This is a genomic window from Mucilaginibacter sp. P4_C11 (assembly GCF_056402115.1).
On the sequence record NZ_JBFUIA010000029.1, the window covers coordinates 1 to 25,758 of the forward strand.

21 protein-coding genes are annotated in these 25,758 nt (G+C 43.4%); 10 read left to right on the forward strand and 11 right to left on the reverse strand.

The genetic code is table 11. The annotated features are described in order from the left end of the window. The 3 genes from AC1DU2_RS23000 to AC1DU2_RS23010 form a co-directional block, all read right to left on the reverse strand. Positions 1-475 (reverse strand): hypothetical protein (locus tag AC1DU2_RS23000; RefSeq protein WP_477387184.1); only part of this gene is annotated, 475 nt, incomplete at its 3' end. A gap of 572 nt (positions 476-1,047) precedes the next feature. Next, on the reverse strand, positions 1,048-1,833 hold the full coding sequence (locus AC1DU2_RS23005; RefSeq protein ID WP_477387186.1) for an amidohydrolase: 786 nt from the start codon (positions 1,831-1,833) through the stop codon (positions 1,048-1,050). 139 nt (positions 1,834-1,972) lie between these two features. After that, positions 1,973-3,118: a methionine aminotransferase gene (locus tag AC1DU2_RS23010; protein ID WP_477363748.1), complete on the reverse strand. Its 1,146-nt coding sequence runs from the start codon at positions 3,116-3,118 to the stop codon at positions 1,973-1,975. A gap of 340 nt (positions 3,119-3,458) precedes the next feature. Here AC1DU2_RS23010 and thrS point away from each other — a divergent pair, with 340 nt between their 5' ends. From thrS to rplT, 4 genes are all read left to right on the forward strand, one after another. Continuing rightward, the gene (gene thrS / locus AC1DU2_RS23015) at positions 3,459-5,390 is read left to right on the forward strand and encodes a threonine--tRNA ligase (RefSeq protein ID WP_477387189.1); all 1,932 of its coding nucleotides are present in this window, start codon (positions 3,459-3,461) and stop codon (positions 5,388-5,390) included. Position 5,391: 1 nt separating this feature from the next. After that, a complete protein-coding gene (gene infC / locus AC1DU2_RS23020) occupies positions 5,392-5,958 on the forward strand; it encodes a translation initiation factor IF-3 (RefSeq protein WP_090647343.1) in 567 nt (188 codons plus the stop codon). A gap of 120 nt (positions 5,959-6,078) precedes the next feature. Then, entirely contained in the window at positions 6,079-6,279 is a 201-nt protein-coding gene (gene rpmI, locus AC1DU2_RS23025; RefSeq protein WP_090647347.1) for a 50S ribosomal protein L35, read from the forward strand. A 79-nt stretch (positions 6,280-6,358) separates the two neighbouring features. Then, on the forward strand, positions 6,359-6,703 hold the full coding sequence (gene rplT / locus AC1DU2_RS23030) for a 50S ribosomal protein L20 (protein WP_076369188.1): 345 nt from the start codon (positions 6,359-6,361) through the stop codon (positions 6,701-6,703). 87 nt (positions 6,704-6,790) lie between these two features. On the opposite strand, the gene AC1DU2_RS23035 is transcribed toward rplT, so the two are convergent. From AC1DU2_RS23035 to AC1DU2_RS23045, 3 genes are all read right to left on the reverse strand, one after another. Next, positions 6,791-7,534, reverse strand: coding sequence for an SRPBCC family protein (locus tag AC1DU2_RS23035; RefSeq protein ID WP_477363755.1), 744 nt, complete (start codon positions 7,532-7,534; stop codon positions 6,791-6,793). 184 nt (positions 7,535-7,718) lie between these two features. Next, a complete protein-coding gene (locus AC1DU2_RS23040) occupies positions 7,719-8,972 on the reverse strand; it encodes a serine hydrolase (protein ID WP_477387191.1) in 1,254 nt (417 codons plus the stop codon). A 126-nt stretch (positions 8,973-9,098) separates the two neighbouring features. Beyond that, positions 9,099-9,323: a CDGSH iron-sulfur domain-containing protein gene (locus tag AC1DU2_RS23045; protein ID WP_091375341.1), complete on the reverse strand. Its 225-nt coding sequence runs from the start codon at positions 9,321-9,323 to the stop codon at positions 9,099-9,101. Positions 9,324-9,581: 258 nt separating this feature from the next. Here AC1DU2_RS23045 and AC1DU2_RS23050 point away from each other — a divergent pair, with 258 nt between their 5' ends. The 3 genes from AC1DU2_RS23050 to AC1DU2_RS23060 all read left to right on the forward strand — a co-directional run bounded on the left by AC1DU2_RS23050 (position 9,582) and on the right by AC1DU2_RS23060 (position 13,854). Continuing rightward, positions 9,582-10,613, forward strand: coding sequence for an aldo/keto reductase (locus AC1DU2_RS23050; RefSeq protein WP_477387193.1), 1,032 nt, complete (start codon positions 9,582-9,584; stop codon positions 10,611-10,613). 408 nt (positions 10,614-11,021) lie between these two features. Next, a complete protein-coding gene (locus AC1DU2_RS23055; protein ID WP_477363764.1) occupies positions 11,022-12,353 on the forward strand; it encodes a Gfo/Idh/MocA family protein in 1,332 nt (443 codons plus the stop codon). Positions 12,354-12,501: 148 nt separating this feature from the next. Beyond that, positions 12,502-13,854 carry a 3-keto-disaccharide hydrolase gene (locus AC1DU2_RS23060; protein WP_477387195.1) on the forward strand — a complete coding sequence of 451 codons (1,353 nt, stop codon included), beginning with the start codon at positions 12,502-12,504 and terminating at the stop codon, positions 13,852-13,854. Positions 13,855-13,993: 139 nt separating this feature from the next. Here the strand turns inward: AC1DU2_RS23060 and AC1DU2_RS23065 are convergent, their stop codons facing one another. The 3 genes from AC1DU2_RS23065 to AC1DU2_RS23075 all read right to left on the reverse strand — a co-directional run bounded on the left by AC1DU2_RS23065 (position 13,994) and on the right by AC1DU2_RS23075 (position 17,545). Then, positions 13,994-15,022, reverse strand: coding sequence for a GntR family transcriptional regulator (locus tag AC1DU2_RS23065; RefSeq protein ID WP_477363771.1), 1,029 nt, complete (start codon positions 15,020-15,022; stop codon positions 13,994-13,996). A 192-nt stretch (positions 15,023-15,214) separates the two neighbouring features. After that, a complete protein-coding gene (locus AC1DU2_RS23070) occupies positions 15,215-16,225 on the reverse strand; it encodes a cytochrome d ubiquinol oxidase subunit II (protein WP_477387197.1) in 1,011 nt (336 codons plus the stop codon). A 12-nt stretch (positions 16,226-16,237) separates the two neighbouring features. Further along, on the reverse strand, positions 16,238-17,545 hold the full coding sequence (locus AC1DU2_RS23075; RefSeq protein WP_477387199.1) for a cytochrome ubiquinol oxidase subunit I: 1,308 nt from the start codon (positions 17,543-17,545) through the stop codon (positions 16,238-16,240). A 282-nt stretch (positions 17,546-17,827) separates the two neighbouring features. On the opposite strand from AC1DU2_RS23075, the gene AC1DU2_RS23080 reads away from it, so the two are divergent. Both AC1DU2_RS23080 and AC1DU2_RS23085 read left to right on the forward strand, forming a co-directional pair. Further along, positions 17,828-21,124: a glycosyl hydrolase gene (locus tag AC1DU2_RS23080; protein WP_477387201.1), complete on the forward strand. Its 3,297-nt coding sequence runs from the start codon at positions 17,828-17,830 to the stop codon at positions 21,122-21,124. Between the two features lie 424 nt (positions 21,125-21,548). Beyond that, the gene (locus AC1DU2_RS23085) at positions 21,549-21,722 is read left to right on the forward strand and encodes a hypothetical protein (RefSeq protein ID WP_477387203.1); all 174 of its coding nucleotides are present in this window, start codon (positions 21,549-21,551) and stop codon (positions 21,720-21,722) included. Between the two features lie 63 nt (positions 21,723-21,785). Here the strand turns inward: AC1DU2_RS23085 and AC1DU2_RS23090 are convergent, their stop codons facing one another. Next, positions 21,786-22,856: a hypothetical protein gene (locus AC1DU2_RS23090; protein ID WP_477387205.1), complete on the reverse strand. Its 1,071-nt coding sequence runs from the start codon at positions 22,854-22,856 to the stop codon at positions 21,786-21,788. 204 nt (positions 22,857-23,060) lie between these two features. Continuing rightward, complete coding sequence (locus AC1DU2_RS23095) at positions 23,061-24,098, reverse strand: LacI family DNA-binding transcriptional regulator (protein WP_477387207.1); 1,038 nt, start codon at positions 24,096-24,098, stop codon at positions 23,061-23,063. 131 nt (positions 24,099-24,229) lie between these two features. Between AC1DU2_RS23095 and AC1DU2_RS23100 the strand changes: the two genes are divergently transcribed. Next, on the forward strand, positions 24,230-25,717 hold the full coding sequence (locus AC1DU2_RS23100) for a xylulokinase (protein WP_477387288.1): 1,488 nt from the start codon (positions 24,230-24,232) through the stop codon (positions 25,715-25,717). Positions 25,718-25,758: the final 41 nt, after the last annotated feature.

The window sequence follows — 25,758 nt, forward strand, 5'->3', positions numbered from 1 at the left end:
TGGCTGCGGTAGTATCACCGTTTTTAAGGGTTTGATTGGTGATTGGATCAGTCACCGGTAATGCATTTATTCTGCCTGTTACCGCCGTATTCTGGCTTGTGACTCCAGCTGAACTCAGCACGACGTTGCCTGATATGCTACCTGCCGGTGCAGTAGCTGCCGACCGCACATACACCGTGGTGCTGCTTATTACGCCGCCTGTCTGTGAAAGCGTTACAGTGCCGCCATAACCGCTGCCCGCCGATAGGGACACTTCGAAGCCGGTTGGGGCAGTTGCTATTATACTACCTGTTAAACCGGTGCCGGCAACTTTAAACTGCTGGATATTTGGGCTTGCCGAAACCGTACCTAAACATGCAGAAATATTGCCGGTAGCAGCACCTGCGTTAATAGTTTGTGCTTGTACTTTGGAGAACACGGCAGATAATAATATTATTAWACTCACAGTGAACAGGCGGTGTAGGTTTTTTTTCATAATGTTGGTTTAAAAARCAGGAAATTTTAATAGCAATTAATACCTCTGCCACTRTATATAAACCGGGAGTCGGGGATAAAAAATAAAACCATGCCCATTTACACCGATAAGYGCAGCCTACGGCCTGGGTTGATCAACTTTTACCTGTACTTTTTTTGATTTTTGGTTCCTGGTGCTTGATTCAATTTTTTTTATAAAGTGACTAAGGTCAGATATGCCCTGTTCCTAAAAAAAGATATAACCCCAAAACAGCCGTAAAATAACATCGTGTTTTAACTGTTTGGTATGCCTTATTTAGGAATAGTTAATATTCAGTCGAAAATACTTAAAATGTTTTTAATCAGGCAGTAATTAGAAAAAAAAGTGCGCTGTAAAATAACGGGGAGGAAAAACCGTTGCCAGGCCTTTGAAGTCATGATCATTACGTATTGAGAGCTTGTGGAGCGGCCCTGAATGTTGCGTTTGTTATATTTGAAAATCCGCCGCAAATTTTAAAAACCAAACAACCCAAACCCAATTCTCACCAATGACCAATGACCAATGACCAATGACCAATGACCAATGACCAATGATTAAAGATTTATTTCAAATTTATCGGCGTCTTTTAAAAACGGCAGGGCACGGCGGGCTTTTTGCACCTCATCGGCGATGATGGAGAAGGTGTATACATCGTCCTCATCGCGCTTGTAGTAAACCACGTTGCCGTTTGGATCGATACAGGTTGAATCGCCTGAATGGTAAACTTCGTTGCCATCATGGCCTACCCGGTTTACACCAATTACATAGGCCTGGTTTTCAACGGCGCGGGCGGGCAGTAAGGTACGCCAGTGCGGGGCCCGGCGTTCGGGCCAGTTGGCCACAACTATTAGCAAATCGTAGGGGTTATCGGCAAGGTTGCGTAGCCAAACCGGGAAACGCAGATCGTAGCAAATCATGGGGCATATTTTCCAACCATTCAGCTCTACCATAATTTTTTTGGTGCCGGCAGTGTACGTATTGTGTTCTTTGCCTAAAGCAAACAGGTGGCGTTTATCATAATACTCATAAGTACCGTCAGTACGCATCCAAATCAGGCGGTTGTAGTAATGATTGTTTTCTTTGATGATGATACTTCCGGTAACCACGCAATCGTGCTGTTTGGCAGTTTGGTGCATCCATTGCATGGTTTTGCCTTCCATTGGTTCGGCAAGTGCAGCGGCATTCATGGTAAAGCCGGTGCTAAACATTTCGGGCAGGATGATAAGGTCTGTTTTTTCCCTTATTCCGCCAGATAAGCGTAAAGTGATATTTTGTAAATTTTTATCAGTATTTTCCCAAAAAAGGTAGCCTTGAAAAACGGTAATTTTAAGATTATCCATAAGCGGTGTTTAGTCGATAGACCATAATTGATGGCCTATAGTTTTTAAAGTTAATGGATGATAGCTAATTATCTTTAACCAGATTGTTCAATTCTGTGCTTTTACCATGGACTATCGACCATGGTTTATTAACTCAAAATTAAACTTTCAATAACCTATCAACGGCTTTATCTAAAGTTTCTTGCCTTTTGGCGAAACAAAACCTTAACACATGATGATCAATCCCCTTGCTGTAAAAGGCCGAAACCGGTATCGCAGCTACCCCAAACTCCTTGGTGAGGCGTAGTACAAAATCGGCATCTTTCTCGTCGGTGATGTTGCTGTAACGTACTGATTGAAAGTACGATCCATAGCAAGGTAGTAGTTCAAAACGTGTTTGTTCCAACCCCTGGCGAAAGTAGTCTCGTTTTTGCTGAAAAAACTCTGGTAAACCCGTATAAGTTTCTTCATTTTTTAAATGCTCGGCAATGGCATATTGTATCGGCGTATTAACCGCGAATACTAAAAACTGGTGAATTTTCCTGAATTCCTGCATCAGGTAAGCCGGCGCCATACAGTAGCCAACTTTCCAGCCGGTAGCGTGAAAAGGCTTGCCAAATGATGCCACTATAAAGCTGCGCTGCTGTAAATCGGGGTAGCGGGCCATGCTGTGGTGCGTTTGGCCGTCATATATCAGGTGTTCGTAAACCTCGTCGCTTAGTATTAAAATATCCTGGTTTTTAACCAAGGCGCTTAATTCGTCAATATCCTCCTTATGCAAGATAGTTGCAGTGGGGTTTTGCGGCGAATTAAGGATAATCATTTTGGTTTTATGATTGATGAGCCTTTTTACCATATCCCAGGCAATGCGGTAGTTTGGCGGTTCAAGCGGTAATGATTTTACCACGCCGCCCATCAGCTTTATGGCAGGGGCATAGCAATCAAAAGCAGGCTCAAAAATAATAACCTCATCATTAGGGTGTATAACTGCGCTAATGGCTGTAAATATAGCCTGGGTACCGCCCGCGGTGATGGTTATTTCAGTTTCGGGGTTGTAAACGGCGCCGTAAAGTTTCTCGGTTTTTTCGGCAATGCGCTCCCTTAAGCTCATTACACCGGCCATAGGCGCGTATTGATTATGGCCATCATTCATTGCCTTGTTAACCAGCCCGATCAGGTCGGCCGAGCAATTGTAATCGGGAAATCCCTGCGACAAGTTTATAGCACCAACCTCGTTGGCCAGGGCAGACATTACCGTAAATATGGTTGTGCCCGTTTGGGGTAATTTTGAAACTACAGAAATCATCTAAGGGCTAAAGTAAGCAAAAAACCACGAACCGGTAAACGTAATAATACGTATTTTTAGTTTTTTGAAAGTATTTAGCGTTGTAAGAAAAATAATAGCGCTGTTATAAAACTGTAGGTGAGCAGTATTTTAACTTGATAATGATTATTAATGCCGATGCGCAATTTACCCCTTAATTTTACCTCGACATCGAACAGCAAGGTTATAAAAAGTGCTTCACGATCTCTCAAGCCGCAATCCCAATTCAAAAAATAATCCTATTTTTGCACCTCAAAATATACAATCACTTTGTAGGTGATTGTGCAAACGTAATTTTATAAACTTTAAATCATAGTTGTAGATGATTAGTATTACACTTCCCGATGGTTCCGTTCGTCAGTACGACAAGGGGATTTCTTCTGCCCAGATCGCGTTGTCGATCTCTGAAGGGTTAGCACGTAACGTTTTAGCAGCCGAAGTTGATGGCGAGGTTTGGGATTCCAGCCGCCCTATCGAAAAAGATTCGCACGTTAAATTATTAACCTGGAACGATGCTTCAGGCAAATCAACCTTCTGGCATTCATCAGCCCACTTATTGGCCGAAGCTTTGGAAGCGCTTTATCCGGGCACCAAATTTGGTATTGGCCCTCCGGTTAAGGACGGTGCCGGGTTTTATTACGATGTTGACTTTGGCGATAAGGTTTTATCAAGCGATGAGTTTAAACAGATCGAAGATAAAATGATCGAGCTGGCTAAAACCAAATCGGAATACATCCGCAAACCGGTTAGCAAAGCTGATGCTGTTGAATATTTTACCGAGAAAAATGATGAGTATAAGCTGGACCTGATTAAAGACCTGGCCGATGGCGAAATCACATTTTATACACAAGGAAACTTTACCGATCTGTGCCGCGGGCCGCATATCCCAAATACAGGTTTTATAAAAGCTGTGAAGATCATGAGCCTTGCCGGTGCTTATTGGCGCGGCGATGAAACACGCAAGCAATTAACCCGTATTTACGGTGTTACTTTCCCTAAAGCCAGCGAGCTTACCGAATACCTGCACATGATTGAAGAAGCCAAAAAGCGCGATCACAGGAAACTAGGTAAAGAGCTGGAACTGTTTGCCTTCTCAGAAAAAGTAGGCATGGGCTTGCCCTTATGGTTGCCTAAAGGAACAGCCCTGCGCGAACGCCTGCAAAACTTTTTGCAAAAAGCACAGGTTAAAGCCGGTTACGAGCAGGTAATTACACCGCACATCGGCCACAAAAACCTGTATGTAACATCTGGTCACTATGAAAAATATGGTGCCGATTCATTTCAGCCGATAAAAACCCCGCAGGAAGGGGAGGAGTTCTTTTTAAAACCAATGAACTGTCCGCACCACTGCGAAATTTATAAAACAAAACCTCGCTCGTACAAGGACCTTCCGGTTCGTTTGGCCGAGTTTGGTACTGTATACCGATACGAGCAAAGCGGCGAATTGCATGGCTTAACCCGTGTGCGTGGCTTTACACAGGATGATGCGCACTTATTTTGCCGCCCCGACCAGGTGAAAGACGAATTTAAAAAAGTAATTGACCTGGTATTATACGTGTTTAAAGCACTCGGTTTCGAAAACTATACCGCGCAGGTATCGTTACGCGATCCGGAAAATAAAGCCAAATACATCGGTACAGACGATAACTGGGCCTTGGCTGAGTCGGCTATTATTGAAGCCGCCGACGAGAAAGGCCTTACTACCGTGGTAGAATATGGCGAAGCGGCATTTTATGGCCCTAAGCTCGACTTTATGGTGCGTGATGCCCTGGGCCGCAAGTGGCAATTAGGTACCATCCAGGTAGATTATAACCTGCCCGAGCGTTTTGAACTGGAATACACCGGCAGCGACAATTTAAAACACCGCCCGGTAATGATTCACAGGGCGCCGTTTGGGTCGATGGAACGCTTTATTGCCGTGTTAATTGAGCATTGTGCAGGTAATTTTCCGCTTTGGTTATCTCCTGAGCAATTTATTATTTTGCCGATATCAGAAAAATACGAGGAATATGCAAAAAAACTTTCTGATGTGTTAAAAGATTCCGATATTTGCGGGCTGATTGATTTCAGGGATGAGAAAATAGGGCGTAAGATACGCGATGCTGAAGTCAAAAAGATCCCTTATATGTTGATAGTGGGTGAAAAAGAAGCTGCCGAGGGCATGGTTTCTGTAAGGAAACATGGTTTGGGCGACTTGGGAAGTATGAGCATAGAAGATTTTAAAGAACAAATAATTAAAGAAATAAAAGTATAACTTGGCATTAAACAAACCTTTCAATAGAGGACCAAGGCTTCCTTTCAAGAAGAAAGAAGCTGAACACAACATCAATCAATTCATTAGGGCTCAGGAAGTTCGCCTTGTAGGTGATAACGTAGAGCAAGGTATTTTTTCATTAAGAGATGCCCTTGCTATAGCGCAGGAGCAGGAACTTGACCTGGTTGAAATATCTCCGAACGCCGTACCTCCGGTTTGTAAAGTAACGGACTATAACAAGTTCATTTACGAGCAGAAGAAAAAGCTTAAAGAGATAAAGAGCAATGCCAAGCAAACTGTTATAAAGGAGATCCGTTTCGGGCCTAATACTGATGACCATGACTTTGAATTTAAATTAAAGCATGCCATTAAGTTTTTGGAAGCCGGCGAAAAGGTAAGGGCTTACGTACACTTTAAAGGCCGCGCCATTGTTTACAAGGAGCAAGGCGAGATATTACTACTTCGTTTTGCGCAGGCATTGGAGGATGTAGGTAAAGTAGAGCAGTTACCAAAGCTTGAAGGTAAAAGGATGTTTTTAACCCTTGCGCCTAAAGCTGCGAAAAAATAAATTAAAGATGTGCTGATGTGTAAATTGTGGATTTACACATCGACATAATCTATTATAAAGACATTTACAGGTCTGCAGGGTTGCACATTTGTAAGTTAAACAAACAATTAAATAATAGTTATGCCAAAAATGAAAACCAATTCCAGTGCTAAAAAGCGCTTTAAGCTTACTGGAACAGGTAAAATCACTCGGAAGAATGCATTCAAAAGCCACATCTTAACCAAGATGTCGACTAAACGTAAGCGTAACCTTGGCCACACCAGCTTAGTTTCTAAAGCTGATAGCGGCAATGTTAAACGCATGCTTTGCATCGGAAAGTAATTCACAATTTTTTTTAACCAGGTATTAGAGTTTTAAGTTCGGCTGTAAAGGCAGGCACTCACTACCAAAATCAAACAACATGCCACGTTCAGTTAACGCAGTCGCGTCGAGAAGACGCCGGAAAAGGATCATGAACCTCGCCAAAGGTTATTGGGGTTCACGCAGCAAGGTTTATACCGTTGCAAAAAACACAGTAGAAAAAGGTTTACAGTACGCTTATCGTGACCGTAAAACCAAGAAAAGAGAGTTCAGGGCTTTATGGATCCAGCGTATCAACGCCGGTGCCCGTCAGCACGGAATTTCTTACTCTCAATTAATAGGTAAATTAGCAGCAAAAGAAATCGGTTTAAACCGTAAAGTATTGGCTGATTTAGCGATGAATCATCCTGATGCCTTCAAAGCCGTTATTGATGCAGTAAAATAATAACATTCGCCGGCCACTTTGCCTTTGAATTTAGAAGCCGCCTTGCATTTTGCAAGGCGGCTTTTTTAATGTACTTGTTTTTAACTTTTAAGATATGATAATAACCTCCGGTGTGTCAAAAGATGCTTCGAATCCGTTATCAAGATCCATATACTGTTTAAAGTTTTGTACATCTTTATCAACCATTTTTTTAAATAACGGGTTCAATACATGAGCTATACCGGCGCCTATGCCTCCTGCAGGTGGCTGGTAACTGATCACAATATCAACTACAGTGCCGGTTCCGTCGATGGTGTCCTGGAAACGTACTTTGCCTGCATTATTAATGGCCGAATCGGGCAACGAGCTCCAGCCTATCATTTCGTTTGGCTCATCCTTTACAATTTCGGCATGCCAGCTTACGGTTGCCATATCAGCAGGTAATTTTAAAACCCAGTAGGAATATTTAGAGTCAATCATTTCCACGCTTTCCAGGTGTTTCATAAACAGCGGCAGGTTATCCAGCTTGCGCCAAAAATTGTAAACCTTGTGCCTTGGCTGGTTTACGGTGAATGACGACCGGATATTAACGTTTATAGGGTTGGTAGAAAGTTTGCCGATGCGCTTATAAAGCTCACAATGCCCAGTAAGGCCGCGGTTTAACAGGTAACCACCCGCGCCAATTTTTAAAACACTTGAAAACGGGCTCGAGAAAATGTTTTTAAAGCCCGACCAGCCGAGTTTTACACCACCAATGATAGATGTATAACGTTCCGGCCAGTTCAGGTTTACCCTGTCATCGCCATAAAGTATGGGGAAATTATCTTTGTATTCAATTATGGTAGTTGCCATGTGCTTGTTTTAATGGTACTAAAACTAAACGCAGGATGGCGAGGTAAGTTTTGTTGAATCGAATTTTATTTAACACTAATTGCACTAATTGAGGCGAATTGCACGAATTAAGAAACGCAAATATTAACACTAATTGACACGGATAGTATCTAATTACACAAACTAAGAAACACAAATTGACTTTTTAATTGGTGTAATTCGATACCATTCGCGGCAATTCGTGTTTGTTTTTTTTAGGCCGGTGCAATTCACGTTGATAGATTACCTGCCCAAGGTTTTTCAGAAAGGGGAGGCATACAGTGGCGTACTCGTACTTGTTATCATTGTAAATACCATCCTCGTTTGACTGAACAACGGCTGTGAGTAAAAACTCCACCTTATTTTCAAAATCAACTATATAAGCGTTGTCAATATTGTAGCCGTAGCTGTCGCCATATTTATTAAAAATTCTAATGTTTGCATCGGGCACCGCGGTACTATCGGCACCATAAAACAACAGTTTGCTCATAACAGGATAATTGTGTGGCCGGTTATAGGTGGGTTTAGTACTTTCTGTGGGGAACATGCTCATATACTTGTAGATAAGCCGGTAATCTGCCTGTGTTAAATTGAAGCGTTGCGCTGCAGCGAAGGCTTCTGGGAAAAGCAGCCGTTTTAAAACCATTTGCTGATCTGCAATAGTATAAACGTTTTTCTGGCTGAAATCGAAGGGCTGCATTACCAGCTTGTCGTTTTTATCCAGGTAGCCTTTTCCTTGCAGCATGTTATCCAGCTGCATGGGGTAATCGTTGCTATCAAACAAGGCTGGTTTTTGGTAAACCAGTTTATCGCCATTATAAAAATCAATGGGGTTAGTGTGTTTGGTGCCTTCGCCGGTATCGTTTATCGCCAGCCTGCCAATAATGCGGGTATTGTTAAGCCGGTATTTTTTTAATTTTTTGTTAATCTCTTCGCGTCCCACAAACTCGTACAAACGGTTATAAGCATCATTATCGCTTACCAGCAGTATCTTTTTTATATAGTTTTCTATTGATGGCAGGCCATCGGCCGACGATGTATCTGTTTTAACTTTAGTTTGCCCAGCGAAAGCGCTGTCGGTTATCATTGTCGCGCTTTTTGTAAGGCCCTTAATTTTAAGCTCGTTAATTTTTTCGAGCGCGAAAATACAGGTTGGCAGCTTTACCGTACTTGCCGGATAAAAATATCGCTTTGGATTAAGCCGGTAACTGTATGATTTAAAATGTGGTATATTGTGTTTGTCCCGGTTGATTTGCGTATACAGGATCTGTACTTCGTTATGCGTTGGATGATTGAGGATACCTTGAAACAACTCCGGGCGAGATTGCAGCAGATTTTTGAGGAAGATGGTATCGGGTTGTTGGGCTAATGTTTTTAAACCGGTTACAATCATTATTAACAGGATGCAATATTGTTTCATTATGATAAATATACACTATGTAAATAAGTTTACGGGTATAATAACACAAATGGCCCCGTAAGAGCCATTTGTTATAAAAAAACAGTTAATGCGCCGGCTTAGTGGCGGCGCCCGTTATTAAACGAATTATACCTTTTTTGGAGGCAAATCAAAAGCGATTGCATCATGCTCAAAATGACCTTTGTGCGAGCCATCGCAAAATGGTTTGTTAGCCGATAAGCCACAGCGGCAGATGGAAACTACTGTTCTGCCTTGTAAGCCGTAGTTGTTGCCCTGCATATCTACTATTTCAAAATCGCCATCGATTTTTACAGATCCGTTGTTATTGATAGTAAGTTTAGTTGTTGCCATAAGTTAAATTTTGTCGCAAAGTTAACCAATGCCATGGCCTTTAAAGGGGCTATTTACTATTTAGAAGGGTTCCGGATTGAAGGGTAGAGCCAAGAGAAAAGAATCAAGAGTTAAGATGGGAGTGTCTGCTGCCAAAATCACAAATGACAAAATGATGATGCGCGATATCCACGCTACAGAAACAGATGTTTTAGCTTTGTTATATGCGATAAAGGCTTTCGGCCTTTTGCTTTAAAACTTTCTGCTTAAAATTACACTATGGAATACAGACAATTAGGAGCATCGGGATTGAGGGTTCCCGTATTAAGTTTCGGAACAGCCACATTTGGCGGTGGTAACGAATTTTTTAAAGCCTGGGGCAATACCCAGGTTGACGAAGCCAAAGAACTGATTAACTTATGCCTTGATGCGGGTGTGAACTTTTTTGATACGGCGAATATATACTCAAGCGGAATATCTGAAGAAATATTAGGAAAGGCATTGGAAGGCCTGCGTAACCAAGTGCTTATCAGCACAAAGGCTACGCTCCCCATGGGCGATGGTGCCAATGATTATGGTTCATCGCGCCTGCATTTAATAAAACAGGCAGAGGATAGCCTTAAGCGCTTACAAACCGACCATATAGATATTTACCATATGCATAGTTTTGATGCCACAACCCCGGTTGAAGAAACCCTGCGCGCACTTGATGACCTGGTAACCAGCGGCAAGGTGCGTTATGTTGCCTGTTCGAACTTTTCGGGCTGGCATTTAATGAAATCGCTGTCGGTATCTGAACGTTATGGCTGGAGCAGGTACATTGCCAACCAGGCTTATTATTCGCTGTTAGACCGTGAATTTGAATGGGAGCTGATGCCTTTAGCTATCGATCAAAATGTGAGTACCATAGTTTGGAGTCCGTTGGCATCGGGCAAAGTGAGCGGTAAATTCAGGAGGGGACAGCCCATACCGGCAGATTCAAGAACGGTACAAGGCGGCGCTCATGGCCCGGCAACCAACTTCGATCGCCTTTACAACATTGTTGATGTTTTGGATGAAGTGGCCGAAGAAACAGGTAAATCTGTAGCACAGGTTTCCATTAACTGGTTATTGCAAAGGCCAACCGTTGCCAATATCATTATAGGCGCACGTAACCAGGAACAGCTAAGGCAGAACCTGGGTGCCGTTGGCTGGAATTTGACTACCGAGCAGGTAAAAAAACTGGATGCAGCAAGTGATTTAACGCCAATATATCCATACTGGCACCAACGCCAAAATCCCAAACTCATACCTCCACCAATACAATACTAATATTATTATTTATTCAAGTGCCTTAGAAGCGGGCTTTAAAGTGGTTGGTATGTGAGTTTGAATCATCATGTTCAATTGCGTAAAATTACGCGTGTAAACTGCTCAAATACCGTGTTTATACTAATCTGATAACAACAGGGGATGTCTATTTTTACAAAGTAGACAGTTAATAGTTAATAATTTAATGCTCCTAAACATTTATCATTTAAAAAACAAGCAAGGCTACCTGCCGGCTTGTTTTTTTGTTTTCAGGCAAGCCAATTGAGATAACAACGGGTTGAGGTAACAGTTAAATTACAATGGTATTCAAAAAAAACGGCCTGTTTTCTTCGATGCTTTACAAAACTTAGCTAATTTGCCTGCCTGCCCTAACGGGCAATGCATTATAAACCAATTTACCTTTTACCTATGCTTAACCGAAGACAGTTCATTCAGAATACGTCAGTTGCCGGGACAAGTTTTTTACTTGCGCCCCAACTTTCAAAGGCAGCTGGTTTTTTCAAAGGTTCGCCCAACGAAAAAGTAGTTTTAGGCGCTATGGGCACCAATAGCCGCGGCCTTTACCTGGCGCAGAGCTATGCTAAAATTCCTAATGTAGAGATAGGGTATATCTGCGATGTGGACTCCAAAGTAGTAGACAGAACCATTGAAGAGATTTATAAAATAACGGGCAAACGGCCAAAAGGAATTACCGATATCCGCAAAATGCTGGAAATAAAGGATATTGATGCCGTTGTTGTTGCCCCGCCCGATCATTGGCACGCCCCGGCAACCATAATGGCTTGCCAGGCCGGCAAACATGTTTATGTAGAAAAGCCCTGCAGCCATAACCCACACGAAGGCGAAATGGCTGTTGAGGCTGCAAAAAAATACAATCGCCTGGTGCAAATGGGTAGTCAACGGCGCTCATTCTCCAATGTGCAGGCCATGGTGAAGGAATTGCATGACGGCGTTATTGGGCGTACCTATTATGCCAAAGGCTGGTACACCAACCACAGGCTAAGCATTGGCCATGGCAAGCAAGTGCCCGTACCCGCGAATTTAAACTACGACCTGTGGCAGGGCCCGGCCCCGCGTAAACCCTACCAGGATAACTTGATTCACTATAACTGGCACTGGTTTTGGAACTGGGGAACCGGCGAGGCGCTGAACAACGGCACCCACGAACTGGATGTAATCCGCTGGGGTTTGGGTGTGGATTATCCTAACAAAGTAGTATCCACCGGCGGCCGCTTCCATTTTAACGATGACTGGCAAACGCCCGATACCCAAAATATCCTGTATAATTTCCCCAACAATACTGCTGCCGAATGGGAAAGCCGCAGCAGCAACGGTTTTAATATTGAGCAGTTAAGCCGCGGGGTGGTATTTTATGGCGATAAAGGCACCCTGTTTTACGGCAGCGGCAACGGCTACCAGGTTTACGATGGCGATAACAAGCTGGTGAAGGAAGTTAAAGACGATACCAAAGTTGATGGCACCAACAAAGTAAGCCCCACCGAAGCGCTTGATGGTTTTCACCTGAAGAATTTTATCGATGGCGTTAGGGGAGTAGCGCCGCTGAACTGCCCCATTGAAATTGGTTTTAAATCAACCCTGCTGCCGCAATTGGGTAATATATCATACCGGGTTGACCGCGTGCTGCACATTAACCCAACCAACGGCCATATCCTGAATGACCCCGAAGCCCAAAAACTTTGGAGCCGGGAATATGAAAAAGGCTGGGAGGTGAAGGTGTAAACGCCATTATTGCCTCATTCCTCACCAGTATGTCATTGCGAGGAACGAAGCAATCCCGTAGAAATGCATCTCCGCCAAGTAAGCGAAGAGGTTGCCGCGCTACGCTCGCAATGACATAGTTTAATAATTTGAATAACAATACCATACCATGAAAAAATACATCTATCCTTTAGCTCTTTTACTTGCAACAGCCTCATTAACCCAGGCGCAAACAAAAATATTTGACGGCAAAACGCTCAAAGGCTGGAAACGCCTTGCTGGTACCGCCGATTACAAGGTTGAAGACGGGGCCATTGTGGGCACCGCTGTTTTAAACTCTGGCAACACCTTTTTGGTTACCGAAAAAGAATACGGCGATTTTGTTTTAGAGCTGGATGCCAAAATAGAAAGTAAACTGAGCAACTCCGGCGTTCAAACACGCAGCCATTATAACCCGGCCGGCCACGATGGCAAGGGGTTGGTTTATGGGCGACAGTTTGAGATTGATCCGTCTGACCGTAAATGGACAGGCGGTATTTATGACGAAGGCCGTCGCGACTGGCTATACCCGCTGGATTTGAATGCCGCCGCCAAAGATGCCTTTAAAGTAGGTGAGTACAACCACATCCGCATTGAGTGTATTGGTAACGAAATGAAAACCTGGGTAAACGGAATCCCGACCGCTGATGTGGTGGATACCATCGACACTAAGGGTTTCATTGCCTTACAGGTTCACGCCGTGAGCGACGAAAAACAAGCCGGTAAAAAAGTATATTTCAAAAACTTTAACCTGCAAACTACCAATCTAAAATCAAAACCATTTCCTAAAAATGTGTATGTGGTAAACCTGCAACCCAATAGCATCACCTCTGCCGAAAAAGCCGCCGGTTGGAAACTGTTATATGACGGCAAAACCAGTGCCGGCTGGCGTGGTGCAACCCTAAAAACTTTCCCGAACCACGGCTGGGAAGTTGCCAATGGTACCATGCATGTACTGCCATCTGCCGGTAAAGAAGAATCGGGCGGTGGCGATGTGGTTACTGATGATAATTACAGCGCCTTCGATTTGTCGTTTGAGTTTAAGTTGACTCCGGGAGCCAATAGCGGTGTTAAATACTTTGTCACCCTGAGTGAAGTTACCACAGGCTCGGCCATAGGCCTGGAATACCAGGTATTAGATGATAAGCTGCACCCCGATGCCAAACTTGGCCGTGATGGCGACAGAACGCTGGCTTCATTATATGACCTGATTAAAGCCAACAAACAGGAACGCTTTGTACATCCCATTGGCGCCTGGAACATTGGCAGGGTAGTGGTTTATCCCAACAACCATGTAGAACATTATCTTAATGGTGTAAAAGTACTGGAATACGAACGCGGCTCAAAGGCATTTAAAGACCTGGTTGCCATCAGCAAATACACCATCTGGAAAAACTTTGGCGAAGCCCCTCAAGGGCATTTGTTATTGCAGGATCACGGTAACGAGGTGTTTTTTAGAAGTATAAAGGTGAAGCCCCTCTAAATCTCCCCTAAAGGGGAGACTTCAAAAAGGAAGCATCGAATAAAAGTTCTCTTAAAAGTCTCCCCCTGAAGGGGGAGATTATTAGCATATGATTTGATTTTTGAAGGAACTAATGAGGGCTTCGCCGTTTAGAGGGGGCTTACAACGAATTCCTCAACGTTACATTAAAAGGAACCGCGAAATGTTCATGGCAATTGCTCAACGCAAACTCTGCTGTTTTGCTGCCCATGAGTTTAAAATCGGTTGATATGGTGGTGATACCATCCAAAATGATCTCCTTAAGGGCGGTCTCGTTATAAGATATAACGCCCACATCCTTAGCTACTTTCAGGTCGGATGCTATGATCTTCTTAATCAATTCCACCAGGTCATCTTCGGTTAGGCTGATGTATACGGTATCTTTCTGGATGGTTTCTATTGCCGACGACTCAACTACTTCGTAATCAAACGCGTATTGCCTGCAAAAGTTCAGGAAGCCTTTCAGTATCTCTTTAGAATGGTAGGTTTTCCCTGGAAAAATCAGTTTAATGTTATGATACTTAGTTAATTTGTGTGTAAGGCTTTTAAGTGCTTCATAAACATCCGACGCAAAATTTTCATAAATGGCGGCAAACTTGCCGTTTATAGCCGGTACCAGGTTATCTAACAAGATCAGTTTATCCTTGGGGATCGTGTTGATGATCTCGTGAGCCTTGGTCTCATTATCTAAAAAATGGGGGATAATAATGTATTTGGCGTAGTCGCTGTTAAAGCTTTCGGCCATAATCTTTTTAAAGAAGTAAAAGTCGTTATTGTAAATGTAAAAATCGATGGTTGCCAGTTCGCCAATTGTGTCTACAAAGGCATCGTAAATCAATTTTTTATGGGCGCTTAACTTGTTGAATAACAGGAAGATTTTCAGTGGTTTCTGAAAATCGGTGTTCGATATAAAAAAACCTTTACCCGGAACTGAACTTACTATCCCTTTGTCTTTCAGTTCTTTATAAACTCTTTCTATGGTATTGCGTGAGGTATCTAAAGCAAAACTTAAATCATTGATAGATGGCAGCATATCATCTTTAACGATATCACCACTTTCGATAGCCCTGATAATGGCGTTTGAAAGCTGCAGGTATTTAGGAGTGATGGAATACTCGTCGATAGATAATATTTTAAGATAGTTCTTCACGCGTTACAATTGGGTTACACAAATGTAATATTACCGGATTGTATTTTTTGTTTAAAAAGATAGTAGGGGATAGTGGAATGTTTGAACCGGAATTTGTCGAATTGAAGAATTTATTGAATTTCAATAATTCAATAATTCAATAATTCAATAATTCAATAATTCAATAATTCAATAATTCAATAATTTTCTCTATTACCTCTCCTTCCGCTGAAAGCTATAATACAAATACCCCAAAGCAGGCAATATAAACATACTGCCAACCAATAAACCAATCCCCAAATCATTTATAGTATTTACGGTTGCGTGGTCTGTCAGCAATGACATCGAACTACCCCCTTTAAATATTACAAACCTTGGGAAACGGGTTGATCCTACCGATATCAGGATCATACTTACCTGGAAAGCTGCCAAGAGTCTGATCCATTGCCTGTTTTTCTTTTCAGAGATAATAAACCAAAGCAGTACGAGCGATGAAGTGGCAGCTATTACGGCTACCAAACTAATAGTATTGCCAAAAATCCATTTGGATAAGCCTACGTGTTCAATTTCGGAAGCTATAAAAACCAGCCCCCCGCAAATAACGGCTACTACGTTAAATATTTTTGCCTTTTTGATATAGCGTTTAATATCGTCAATGCTATCTGTTTCTCCCACAATATAAATGGCCGCGAGGAAACCGCAAAGCGCCACGGTAAACAGGCCTACAGCTACCGAGAACCAGTTAAACCAGCTGAAAATATAGGCATGAACAAAATCTTTGGCTGCCGGGTCAATCTGACCAGATAACGCGCTACCGGCTATAATACCCAGGAACATTGGTGTGACAAAACTCGAGTAGATAAACAGGTGGTTATAAAGATTTTGCGTTCTTTCTCCTTTAATGGCATCGTAATTTCTAAAAGTGAAGGCGGTTCCACGTGCAATGATGCCTAATAATAAAATAAGCAACGGGATATGCAGGTCAGTACACATCTCGCTGTAAATATCCGGGAAACCTACAAACAGTATTACTACCGTGATGATGAGCCACATATGGTTGGCTTCCCAGATGGGGCCAATGGCCTGGTACATGGTTTTGCGGGTGCGGTGCTTATTATCATCGGATGTAAAAAGCTCGATGATACCGGCGCCAAAATCGGCCCCGCCCAATAAAAAGTATAGGGTAATGGACGCAAATAAAAATAATATAACGATGTATAACATAATATCAGCAGGTTATTTGTCGTACAATTTGGGCACCATCTCAATTTGTCTTTTCAGCAGGAAAATAACAAATACGCTCAGGGTGAAGTAAATAAATGTAAACAGGTAAAAAGTATACTGGATGCCCGGCATTTTGGTAACCGCCTCGCTGGTACGCATCACACCCTCGATAATCCACGGCTGGCGGCCAACTTCGGTCACTGTCCAACCGGCCTCTAAGGCTATAAAACCCGTTGGCGTGGCAATAATAAACAGCTTTAAAAACCACGGTTTGTTTAACCATTCTTTCTTCTTCCACAGCGCTATAAAGTATAGGATGCCGATAAACATCATCAAAGTACCAATACCCACCATCACCTGGAAGGCGTAGTGTGTAATGGCAACAGGCGGCTGATCTTTAGCCGGAATTTTATCCAGGCCGTTTACAACTGTTTTAAAATCATCATGAACCAAAAAACTCAGCAGGCCGGGTATTTCCAGGCCGTAATTAACTTTTTTAGCAGCCGTATCCGGGATACCGCCAATCACCAGTGGCGCATATTCCTGAGTATGGAAATAAGCTTCCATTGCGGCCAGTTTAGCAGGCTGCCGTTTAGCTGCTCCTTTGGCAGATATATCGCCGCTTAGGGGCTGTAAAATGGCTGCAGCCGCGCCAAATACGATGGCTATTTTAAATGATTTGGTATGAAAAGTTACATTCTGTTTCCGGTAGATCATCAGCGCGTGAATGCCCGCCACGGCGAAACCCGTTGCCGAAAATGCCGCTATCGTCATATGTAATGCTTCAGAAAACCAGGCTTCGTTAAACATGGCCTTCAGTGGGTCTATGTTGAGGTATTTGCCATTTACATAATCAAACCCCGATGGGCTGTTCATCCAGGAGTTGGCCGCAACTACCAATATGCCCGATGCTATCCCGCTTACGCCCACCACAATACCCGTAACCCAATGAAACCAGGTGTTCAACTTGTTCCACCCGTACAGGAAAAAGCCCAGGGCTATCGCTTCAATAAAAAAGGCGGTACCTTCTAAAGAAAAGGGCATCCCGAAAATAGGCCCGGCATGCTTCATAAAACCCGGCCAAAGCAGCCCCAACTCAAACGACAACATGGTGCCCGATACTGCACCAGTAGCAAAAAAAATAGCAACGCCTTTACTCCAGGCGATGGTAACGTTTTTGTAAACCGGGTCTTTGGTTTTTATCCATTTATAATGCGATATGGCCATAAAAACAGGCATAACCATACCAATACAGGAGTAGATGATGTGAAACCCTAAGGATAAGGCCATTTGCGACCTCGCTGCTATAAAGTCATCCATAGTTGTGATATAAATTATGGTTGAAAGTTAAAAGCTATATCGCACAAATGTAACAGAAATGTTAATTGATATTGAATATGAATTATAGGTATTTTAAGGTGGAGTATTGTATTTGTGGGTGAGATTTTGTAAAAAAATCTGTAAATGGTAGCTTTCAAAATATTTTAAAGAGGACAGCACAGGACAGTTTTGGAAATTATTAATGATAGTTTAGATTACCCAAATCTGGCAGGCATTTAAATGGATGCTGCCAACCCTTTATAACCTATAAGCAAAAACAAAATGAATCGCCCAAAAAATATATTATTCACGCCGTTGTTGGCTGTTTTGTTGACGATGGTAAGTTTTTTTTCATCAACGGCCCAGGTAGCGCCCATTTTGCCGCCGGCGCAGCAGCTTAATCGTAGTTTTGGCCAATATGATAAGGCAGCCTTTATGTCGCCGCCAAAAGTTTACTATCCCGAAACCTGGTTCCATTTAATAGGGGGCAATGTTTCAAAAAAAGGCATCACCGCCGATTTGGAAGCCATTGCAAGGTCGGGAATTTCGGGCATCCAGCTTTTTCACGGGCAGTTCGGCGGGCCATGGCCGGGTGTTAGTCCGCAAATTGCATGTTTGAGCCCGTTATGGGAGGATGCTATACGCCATACCGCACAGGAATGCCGCCGACTGGGTTTGCGCTTTACCATGCAAAATTGCCCCGGATGGGCAATGGCCGGAGGGCCCTGGATAACACCCGCCAACGCCATGCGACATTTGGCCTGGAGCAGAATCGATTTAGCAAGAGGGAAGGGAGTAATAAACATACACCTTGACCAGCCGCAGCCCAGCAGCGAACCCTGGCGCGATTACAGGGATATCACCGTACTGGCATTTCCAACTCCATTAGGTGATACCGGAAAACCACTTGTAGCACAAACTGTTAAGGGCAGCAGTAATATTTCATGGGAGGATTGTTTCCTGAAACAAGCAAAAGAAGCTGTGCGCCTTAAACCGCCAGCCGCAGGCGAGCCGTATTGGGCTGAAGTGACCTTTGCCGATACCGTGACCATCCGGACTATCGAATTTCCGAGTGTTAACAGCATGGGGCATGCCTGGAATTATGAGCCCGGCGTAAAAATAAAGGCGCAGGCTATCATGGCCAACGGCAAAGTAATAGATATTTTAAATACCAATATCCCCGAAGGGAACTGGCAGGATACGCAGCCGCTCTCTTTTGCCTGCACGGAAGTAAAAGGTGCTAAAACGATAAAGCTCTACATCGAAAACAAACACGATATGGCCCTCGGCTTCATCCGTTTCTTTTCGGCTGCCCGCAAAAATAGCTGGGAATCAGAAGCCGGGTGGACCTTGCGCAGCATTGACCGCAGCGGCAAAAAGTACGGGCAATCGCCTAAAAGCTATATCGATCCGGCCCAGATTCGCGATATCACCAACATGATGGATGCGCAAGGCAATTTAAAATGGGCTGCCCCACGCGGTAAATGGACTGTTTTACGCATAGGCCATGTAAACAGCGGCAAGCAAAATGGCCCCGCCCCGGCAGAAGGTACCGGCTGGGAGAGTAATAAACTTTCAGAGGCCGGTGCCAACGCACACTTTGCCGGTTATATCGGCAGGCTATCCGGATCAAATGGTGTGCTGGGCGATGGCCTGTTAAAAGGCATGCTGATGGACAGCTGGGAGTGCGAAACCCAAACCTGGACACAAAATATGGAACAGGAGTTTAACCGTGTGGAGGCCTACCCGCTGCGCAAATGGATCCCTGCTTTGTTTGGCTATGTGCTGAAAGACCAGGAAACCACATTCAAATTCCTGCGCGATTGGCGTTCGACCTTGAACGACTTGTATACCAATAAGTTTTATGGGCGGATGGCGCAGCTGGCCAAGCAAAATAACCTGGCTGTATCGTACGAAACTGCCGCCGGGGATGTTTTTCCGGCTGATATTTTAGAGTATTACAAGTTTGCCGATGTACCCATGTGCGAATTCTGGCAGCCTTTTACCAATGGCTACGTAGGCTCGTTCAATTTTAAACCTATTAAACCGGCCGCCTCCGCCGCACATATTTACGGCAAACCCAGGTTGGGTGCCGAAGCTTTTACCTCTTTCGCACTCACCTGGGATGAGCACTGGCAGGATTTAAAGGAAGTGGCCAACGTGAACATTGTTGAAGGCGTAACACACCTGGTATACCATACCTACACACATAATCCCAAAGCCGATTCGCTGAAACCCGGTACCTCATTTGGGTCGGGCATAGGTACCCCGTTCCTGAGGCAGCAAACCTGGTGGAACGATATGCCACAGTTGAACGGATATTTTGCGCGTATTAGTTATTTACAGGAGCGTGGCAGGCCTGTGTCAGATGTGCTTTGGTATCTGGGCGACGAGATAGATCATAAACCCGATCAAAACGCGCCCTTTCCCGAGGGTTTTAAATATGATTATTGTAACCCCGATGTTTTGCTGAACAGGCTTACTGTGGCAAACGGCATGCTGGTAACGCCCGAAGGGATAAGCTACAGGGTGTTATGGTTGCCATCAACCATCCATATGCTGCCACAAACATTAGAAAAACTGGAGGCATTGATCCGTGCCGGGGCAACAATTATTGGCGATGCCCCACAATACCTGGCAACACTAAGCGGCGGCCAAAAATCGCAAGTCCGTTTTAATACAGCCGTGACAAACATTTGGGGCAACGGGCGAACAACAGGCATACGCAAGCTTGGTAAAGGTACTTTAATATCAGGAACTTCGCTGGCCGATGCCTTACAGCAAATGCAATTAACGCCGGATGTTACCGGCGGGGAAGCCATCTGGACACACCGCAAGACAGAAGGTGCCGACTGGTATTTCATATGCGCGCCAAAAGGAAAAGCATTTAAGGGCACGCTTGTTTTCCGCAATACAGGTGCTGCCGAAATGTGGGATCCCCTTAACGGCACAGCCAGGGCCATAGCTGCCGAACAAAAACAAGGCCGTACATCTATAGCTTTTGATTTGCCGCAGGCGGGCTCATGTTTTGTAGTTTTTAATCATACCCAGCAACAAAACGGCGCAAATAAACCCATCCAATCAAAAGTAATTGCCACCACCAGCCTCACTGCTCCATGGGAACTATCTTTCCCGGAAGGCTGGGGCGCGCCGCAATCAACCTGGATCAATGAATTAAAAGCCTGGAAAGATCTGGACCTATCGCCCGAGGCAAAAGCATTTTCGGGTACTGCCGCGTATACCACCACGTTTATCATTGATAAAATTGAACCCGGTGCGCATTTTTTGGTTAACCTCGGCTCGGTAAATATGATTGCCAAAATTACCCTGAACGGGAAGTTTATCGGTACTGTATGGTGCAACCCTTACCAGGTGGATTTAACCAATTCTATTGTTACCGGTAAAAACACGCTTAAAGTGGAAGTAACCAGTACGTGGTTCAACAGGTTGGCCTATGATGCCGGGCTACCGGAAGATAAAAGGAAAACCTGGACGATAAGCGGGCCGGAAAAAGGTTCGCCGTTGAGGGAAAGCGGGTTGATTGGCCCGGTAATGTTGGTGGTGGAGAAGGGGTTGTAGATCTAAATGTGTACACTTCTTTTCAATTGAAGAAAATGTCATTTCGATAGAGCAGGGGAGGGCAAAGAGCGGGGCGCGAAAGAGAAATCCTATACGATTTGCATCCCACCACGCAAGTTTGAAAGCCTGATGTCGAAGATTTCTCCTCACCCCACCGCTTAAATCCACCTCTGATTCGTTCGAAATGACAACTTTTTTGATGATGATGAGTTCCAAAAGGATGTACGCCCCGGGTGGGTAGTGGGTGCAATTTTAAACTCCTCAGCTTATCCTTACTTGGCTCAAGTCGGGTTACCGTAAGTAACATTATGGTAACTTCTTATATTATATTTGTACAAATGATGATACAATGCCCGAAGTGATTATAAAATATAAAACAGAAAAAGCTTTAAAGGCCTTACAGGACCTGGCAAAACTATTTGACATGAGTATTAAAACGTCGTCAACCGGTTCTGCGATTAAGGAAAAATCAAAATCCAAAGATTTGCCAATAACTTTTGCTGAAAACCCTGATGTTACCGCTTTGGCAGGTATTTGGGAAGGAAAGGATATCACATTAGAACAATTACGTAAAGATGCCTTGGGGGATAGAATTTGAGTCTTGCGAAACCAATATTTTTATTTCACTGTTTAGAAATCTAAGTCACATATTTTCAATAAATTAAACCTCGTCGTTGATATTTTTTGCATAACAACTTGCCATTAAATAGTTGTACGACTGTCTTCTTTTATTAACGTTGCCAATTTGTGCTATATTATTATTTTGACTTACCTTCTTTAGAATATTTAAGTCGTTAGTAGCAGAAAGATAGTCTTCTCTATACTTTGACTTTTCCATTGCAAGACTCATTTCTTTAGTCCAACATTTAATTTCTTTGAGAGTTTTGTTTTCAAAGGTTGATAGAATGCTTCTTTTTCCATTTGTTAAACTTTGCAATATAGTACTTATGAAGTAGCAACATTGGTTTGGATAATCGGTAATTTGTTCTTCTGCAAATCTAATAACCACCCAATTATTGGTCGTAAAAAAATAATTGCGGTATCCGTCGATATGGCTTTTACTTTCTTCTTCATAATAATGTATAGGCTCTCTAGTTTGATAAGTATAAGGCTCGTCAATTTCGATATCAATATATAAGTTGTTTTTTTGATCGAATATTATAAAATCTGGAATCATCAAATTTTTATTATATTGTTTGATAGTCAAATTAGTTTTGATTTGAAGGTCGTTAAAATACTTTACCAAATAATCATGAAAGAAATCCTCTGTAATGCCTTTATTTGTTAAACAAACGATCTCCGGCCTGGTAGCCTTTAGGAATATATCTTTAACTAATTTATTTTTATAGTCGCTTTTCCATTTAGGATTTTTAAGGTTTTCAATAAATTCTTTACGGATTTTCATTTTGGAATAATACACCGCTATAGCCTCTAAATATTGATCGTCAATTTTTTTGAAGCTTTTTTGAGCTGATTTTAAGTTCGCTTTTTCAATAGAAAGAAATATGGAGGAAAATAGCACCAAAAATGATGAAATGATCGACACTATTGCTGAATCTGAGATTGCTCCAATTATAAAAATTGCGATACTAAACCATATGTAAGGCACACCAGTAACTTTGGGTAGGGTGTGATCAGGTTTAAGAGGTTGTGACGCGATATCGGGAAGTTCAAAATCTTCACTAAGAATCCTATGAAGAGCAGCCGGATAACATACGTACGGATAATTCATAAAGCTGAAATTTTAAAAATAACTCTACGATACCTTTTTGTTTATACTATCAAAAATTATGTTTACAAATCAGTTGCCACATCTTTCATACGTTAAATATACTTTTAATTGGGTATAAATTGAATTTGTTTACAAGAAGAAAGAATTTAAATTCCAAATATTTTAATATTATATATTCGACCGACATTTTTTTTCTTTCCATTTTTACCCCTTCCCATTCCTCGCCGTCGATCCCCTAATAATCAATTCAGGTTTTATGCTGATGATTTTTGGTTTGGATGTGGTATCGGTATTGCCTTTTTCCTGGAAGTACAGGTTGGCAACCGTATTGCCCATATAAATACTAAACTGATCTATCGTGGTTATGGATGGGCTGGTAATTTCCGAGAATCCTTCGTTGGCGTAGCCGCAAACGCCTAAAGCTGATGGCACTTTAATTTTCATCGCGTTAGCAACCTCCAAAACACCCAGGGCCGAGAAATCGGAGGTAGAGGCAAATATGGCATCGGGAGGCTGGGGGAGGCTTAATAGTTTGCGGGTACCTTCGGCGCCCAGTTCTTTTGTCCAGGCGTTTTCAACTATCAGTTCGTTAATTACTTCTATGTTATAAGCATTTAAAGCCCGCAGGTAGCCGGTTTTACGCTGTTTAAAAATGCTGAGGTTTTGTGGGCCTTCCAGCAGGGCTATGCGTTTGTAGCCGCTTTCTATCAGGTGCGATACGGCCTCGTACGATGCCTGTTCGTTATCGTTTATTACTTTCAGGGTTTCCAGTTCCTCGGCCACACGGTCAAACTGGATGAGCTGGATGCCGTGGTCAATCACGTTTTGCAGGTGCTGGTAGTCGCTGCCATCGGCCGATACCGATATTACAATACAATCCACATCCTGGTTTATCAGGGTATTTACACACTGTATCTCTTTATCATGCGATTCGCCCGATTGGCAGATGATCAGGTTGTAGCCTTTTTGATAGGWAGCTWCCTCGATACCTGCAATAACGTTGGCAAAAAAGTTTTGGTTAATGCGCGGCACCACAATGCCAATAGTTTTGGAGTGCCCCTTGCGCAGGTTTGATGCCAGGACGTTACGCTTGTAGTTAAGTTCATCGGCTGTTTTCATGATCAGCTCCTTGGTTTTTTCGTTTACCTGGTTGCTGTTATTCAGTGCGCGAGACACCGACGAAGCGGTTATGCCCAGTTTTTCGGCGATGTCATAAATGGTGGTGCGTTTTCCCTTTTTCATTATAAAGTGCAAGTTGGAAAAAATATTTTACGCAATCGATTGTAATTTTAAATATTTATTTAATTTCGTGAAGTTAAATGCCAAAAAATAAACCCGTTTTTACTATTCATGCTAAAACCCAAAACAAATCCATGTTATTATTAGGGATTGATATAGGTACTTCTTCAGTTAAAGTTAGTGTTGTTAACGCTGATACGCAACAAATTATAACGTCAGCACAGTTTCCGGACGAGGAATCGCCGATAAAAGCCGTACACCCGGGATGGGCCGAGCAATCGCCGCTCATGTGGTGGGACCAGGCGCAACAGGCACTGGCGCGCTGCCACGCCAAAGGTGGTTACAACTCACAGGATATTGCCGCCATAGGTATAGCTTACCAGATGCACGGCCTGGTTTTGGTTGATAAAAACCAGAATGTTTTACGCGATAGCATTATCTGGTGCGATAGCCGCGCCGTTGCTATTGGCGATAAAGCCTTTGCCGCCATAGGTGAAGAAAAATGCTTATCGCACCTGCTAAACTCGCCGGGCAACTTTACCGCATCCAAACTGGCCTGGGTAAAAGAGAATGAGCCGGAGATTTATGCTAAAATAGACAAGATCATGCTGCCCGGCGATTACATCGCCATGAAGCTAACCGGCGAGATCACCACCTCGGTATCGGCTTTATCCGAAGGGGTATTCTTCGATTTTAAAACCAACGGCATCTCTAAAGATGTTATCAATTACTTTGGTTTTGATGAAAGCTTGTTCCCGGTTATCAACCCGGTTTTTTCATCTCACGGAGCCTTAAAAAGCGATGTAGCCGAAAAACTTGGCCTTAAAGCCGGCATCCCGGTAACCTATAAATCAGGCGATCAGCCAAATAATGCTTTATCATTAAATGTATTAAACCCGGGCGAGGTAGCTGCTACGGCAGGCACATCCGGCGTAATATACGGCGTAAGCGATCAACTGGCTTATGACCAGCAATCGCGCATCAACACCTTTGCACACGTAAACTACGCCGAAGAGGAGAGACGTTTAGGCGTATTGCTTTGCATAAACGGAACGGGAAGCTTATACCGCTGGGCCAAATACAATTTTGGCGCAGGCTTAGGTTACAATCAACTTAACCAGGAAGCAAAAAAAGCGCCCCTGGGCAGCGATGGCCTGCGCGTACTGCCATTTGGCAACGGTGCCGAGCGCATGCTGAACAATAAACAGGTAGGCGCCCATTTCCAAAATATCGACCTGAACCTGCATACCCAGGCGCATATTTTCCGCGCAGTACAGGAGGGCATTGCCTGCGCGTTCCGTTATGGTTTTGATATCATGCGCAGCAACGGCATGAACCCAACAGTTATCCGTGCCGGCAAAAGCAACTTGTTTTTAAGCGAGCTATTTACCGAAACTTTCGTGAATGCCACTGGTGTTCCCGTTGAACTATACAATAACGACGGCAGCGTAGGCGCGGCCTTAGGCGCAGGGATAGGTGCAGGCATCTTCAAATCGCCGTCAGAAGCATTCAGCAACACCAAAGCCATCCAATTAATAGAGCCGGATCTTTCCGTTGATTTTGAACCTATTTATAATGAGTGGAAAGAGCTACTTGAGATTAGGTTAAAGGCGAAAGGTTAAAGGACAAAGGCAAAAGGACAAAGGGTTAAAAGCGAAAGGTC

Coding starts and splice junctions, on each gene's coding strand:
- AC1DU2_RS23005 (WP_477387186.1), bottom strand. CDS start 1,833: ATGGATAATCTTAAAATTACCGTTTTTCAAGGCTACCTTTTTTGGGAA.
- AC1DU2_RS23010 (WP_477363748.1), bottom strand. CDS start 3,118: ATGATTTCTGTAGTTTCAAAATTACCCCAAACGGGCACAACCATATTT.
- thrS (WP_477387189.1), top strand. CDS start 3,459: ATGATTAGTATTACACTTCCCGATGGTTCCGTTCGTCAGTACGACAAG.
- rpmI (WP_090647347.1), top strand. CDS start 6,079: ATGCCAAAAATGAAAACCAATTCCAGTGCTAAAAAGCGCTTTAAGCTT.
- rplT (WP_076369188.1), top strand. CDS start 6,359: ATGCCACGTTCAGTTAACGCAGTCGCGTCGAGAAGACGCCGGAAAAGG.
- AC1DU2_RS23035 (WP_477363755.1), bottom strand. CDS start 7,534: ATGGCAACTACCATAATTGAATACAAAGATAATTTCCCCATACTTTAT.
- AC1DU2_RS23040 (WP_477387191.1), bottom strand. CDS start 8,972: ATGAAACAATATTGCATCCTGTTAATAATGATTGTAACCGGTTTAAAA.
- AC1DU2_RS23045 (WP_091375341.1), bottom strand. CDS start 9,323: ATGGCAACAACTAAACTTACTATCAATAACAACGGATCTGTAAAAATC.
- AC1DU2_RS23050 (WP_477387193.1), top strand. CDS start 9,582: ATGGAATACAGACAATTAGGAGCATCGGGATTGAGGGTTCCCGTATTA.
- AC1DU2_RS23055 (WP_477363764.1), top strand. CDS start 11,022: ATGCTTAACCGAAGACAGTTCATTCAGAATACGTCAGTTGCCGGGACA.
- AC1DU2_RS23060 (WP_477387195.1), top strand. CDS start 12,502: ATGAAAAAATACATCTATCCTTTAGCTCTTTTACTTGCAACAGCCTCA.
- AC1DU2_RS23070 (WP_477387197.1), bottom strand. CDS start 16,225: ATGTTATACATCGTTATATTATTTTTATTTGCGTCCATTACCCTATAC.
- AC1DU2_RS23075 (WP_477387199.1), bottom strand. CDS start 17,545: ATGGATGACTTTATAGCAGCGAGGTCGCAAATGGCCTTATCCTTAGGG.
- AC1DU2_RS23080 (WP_477387201.1), top strand. CDS start 17,828: ATGAATCGCCCAAAAAATATATTATTCACGCCGTTGTTGGCTGTTTTG.
- AC1DU2_RS23085 (WP_477387203.1), top strand. CDS start 21,549: ATGAGTATTAAAACGTCGTCAACCGGTTCTGCGATTAAGGAAAAATCA.
- AC1DU2_RS23090 (WP_477387205.1), bottom strand. CDS start 22,856: ATGAATTATCCGTACGTATGTTATCCGGCTGCTCTTCATAGGATTCTT.
- AC1DU2_RS23100 (WP_477387288.1), top strand. CDS start 24,230: ATGTTATTATTAGGGATTGATATAGGTACTTCTTCAGTTAAAGTTAGT.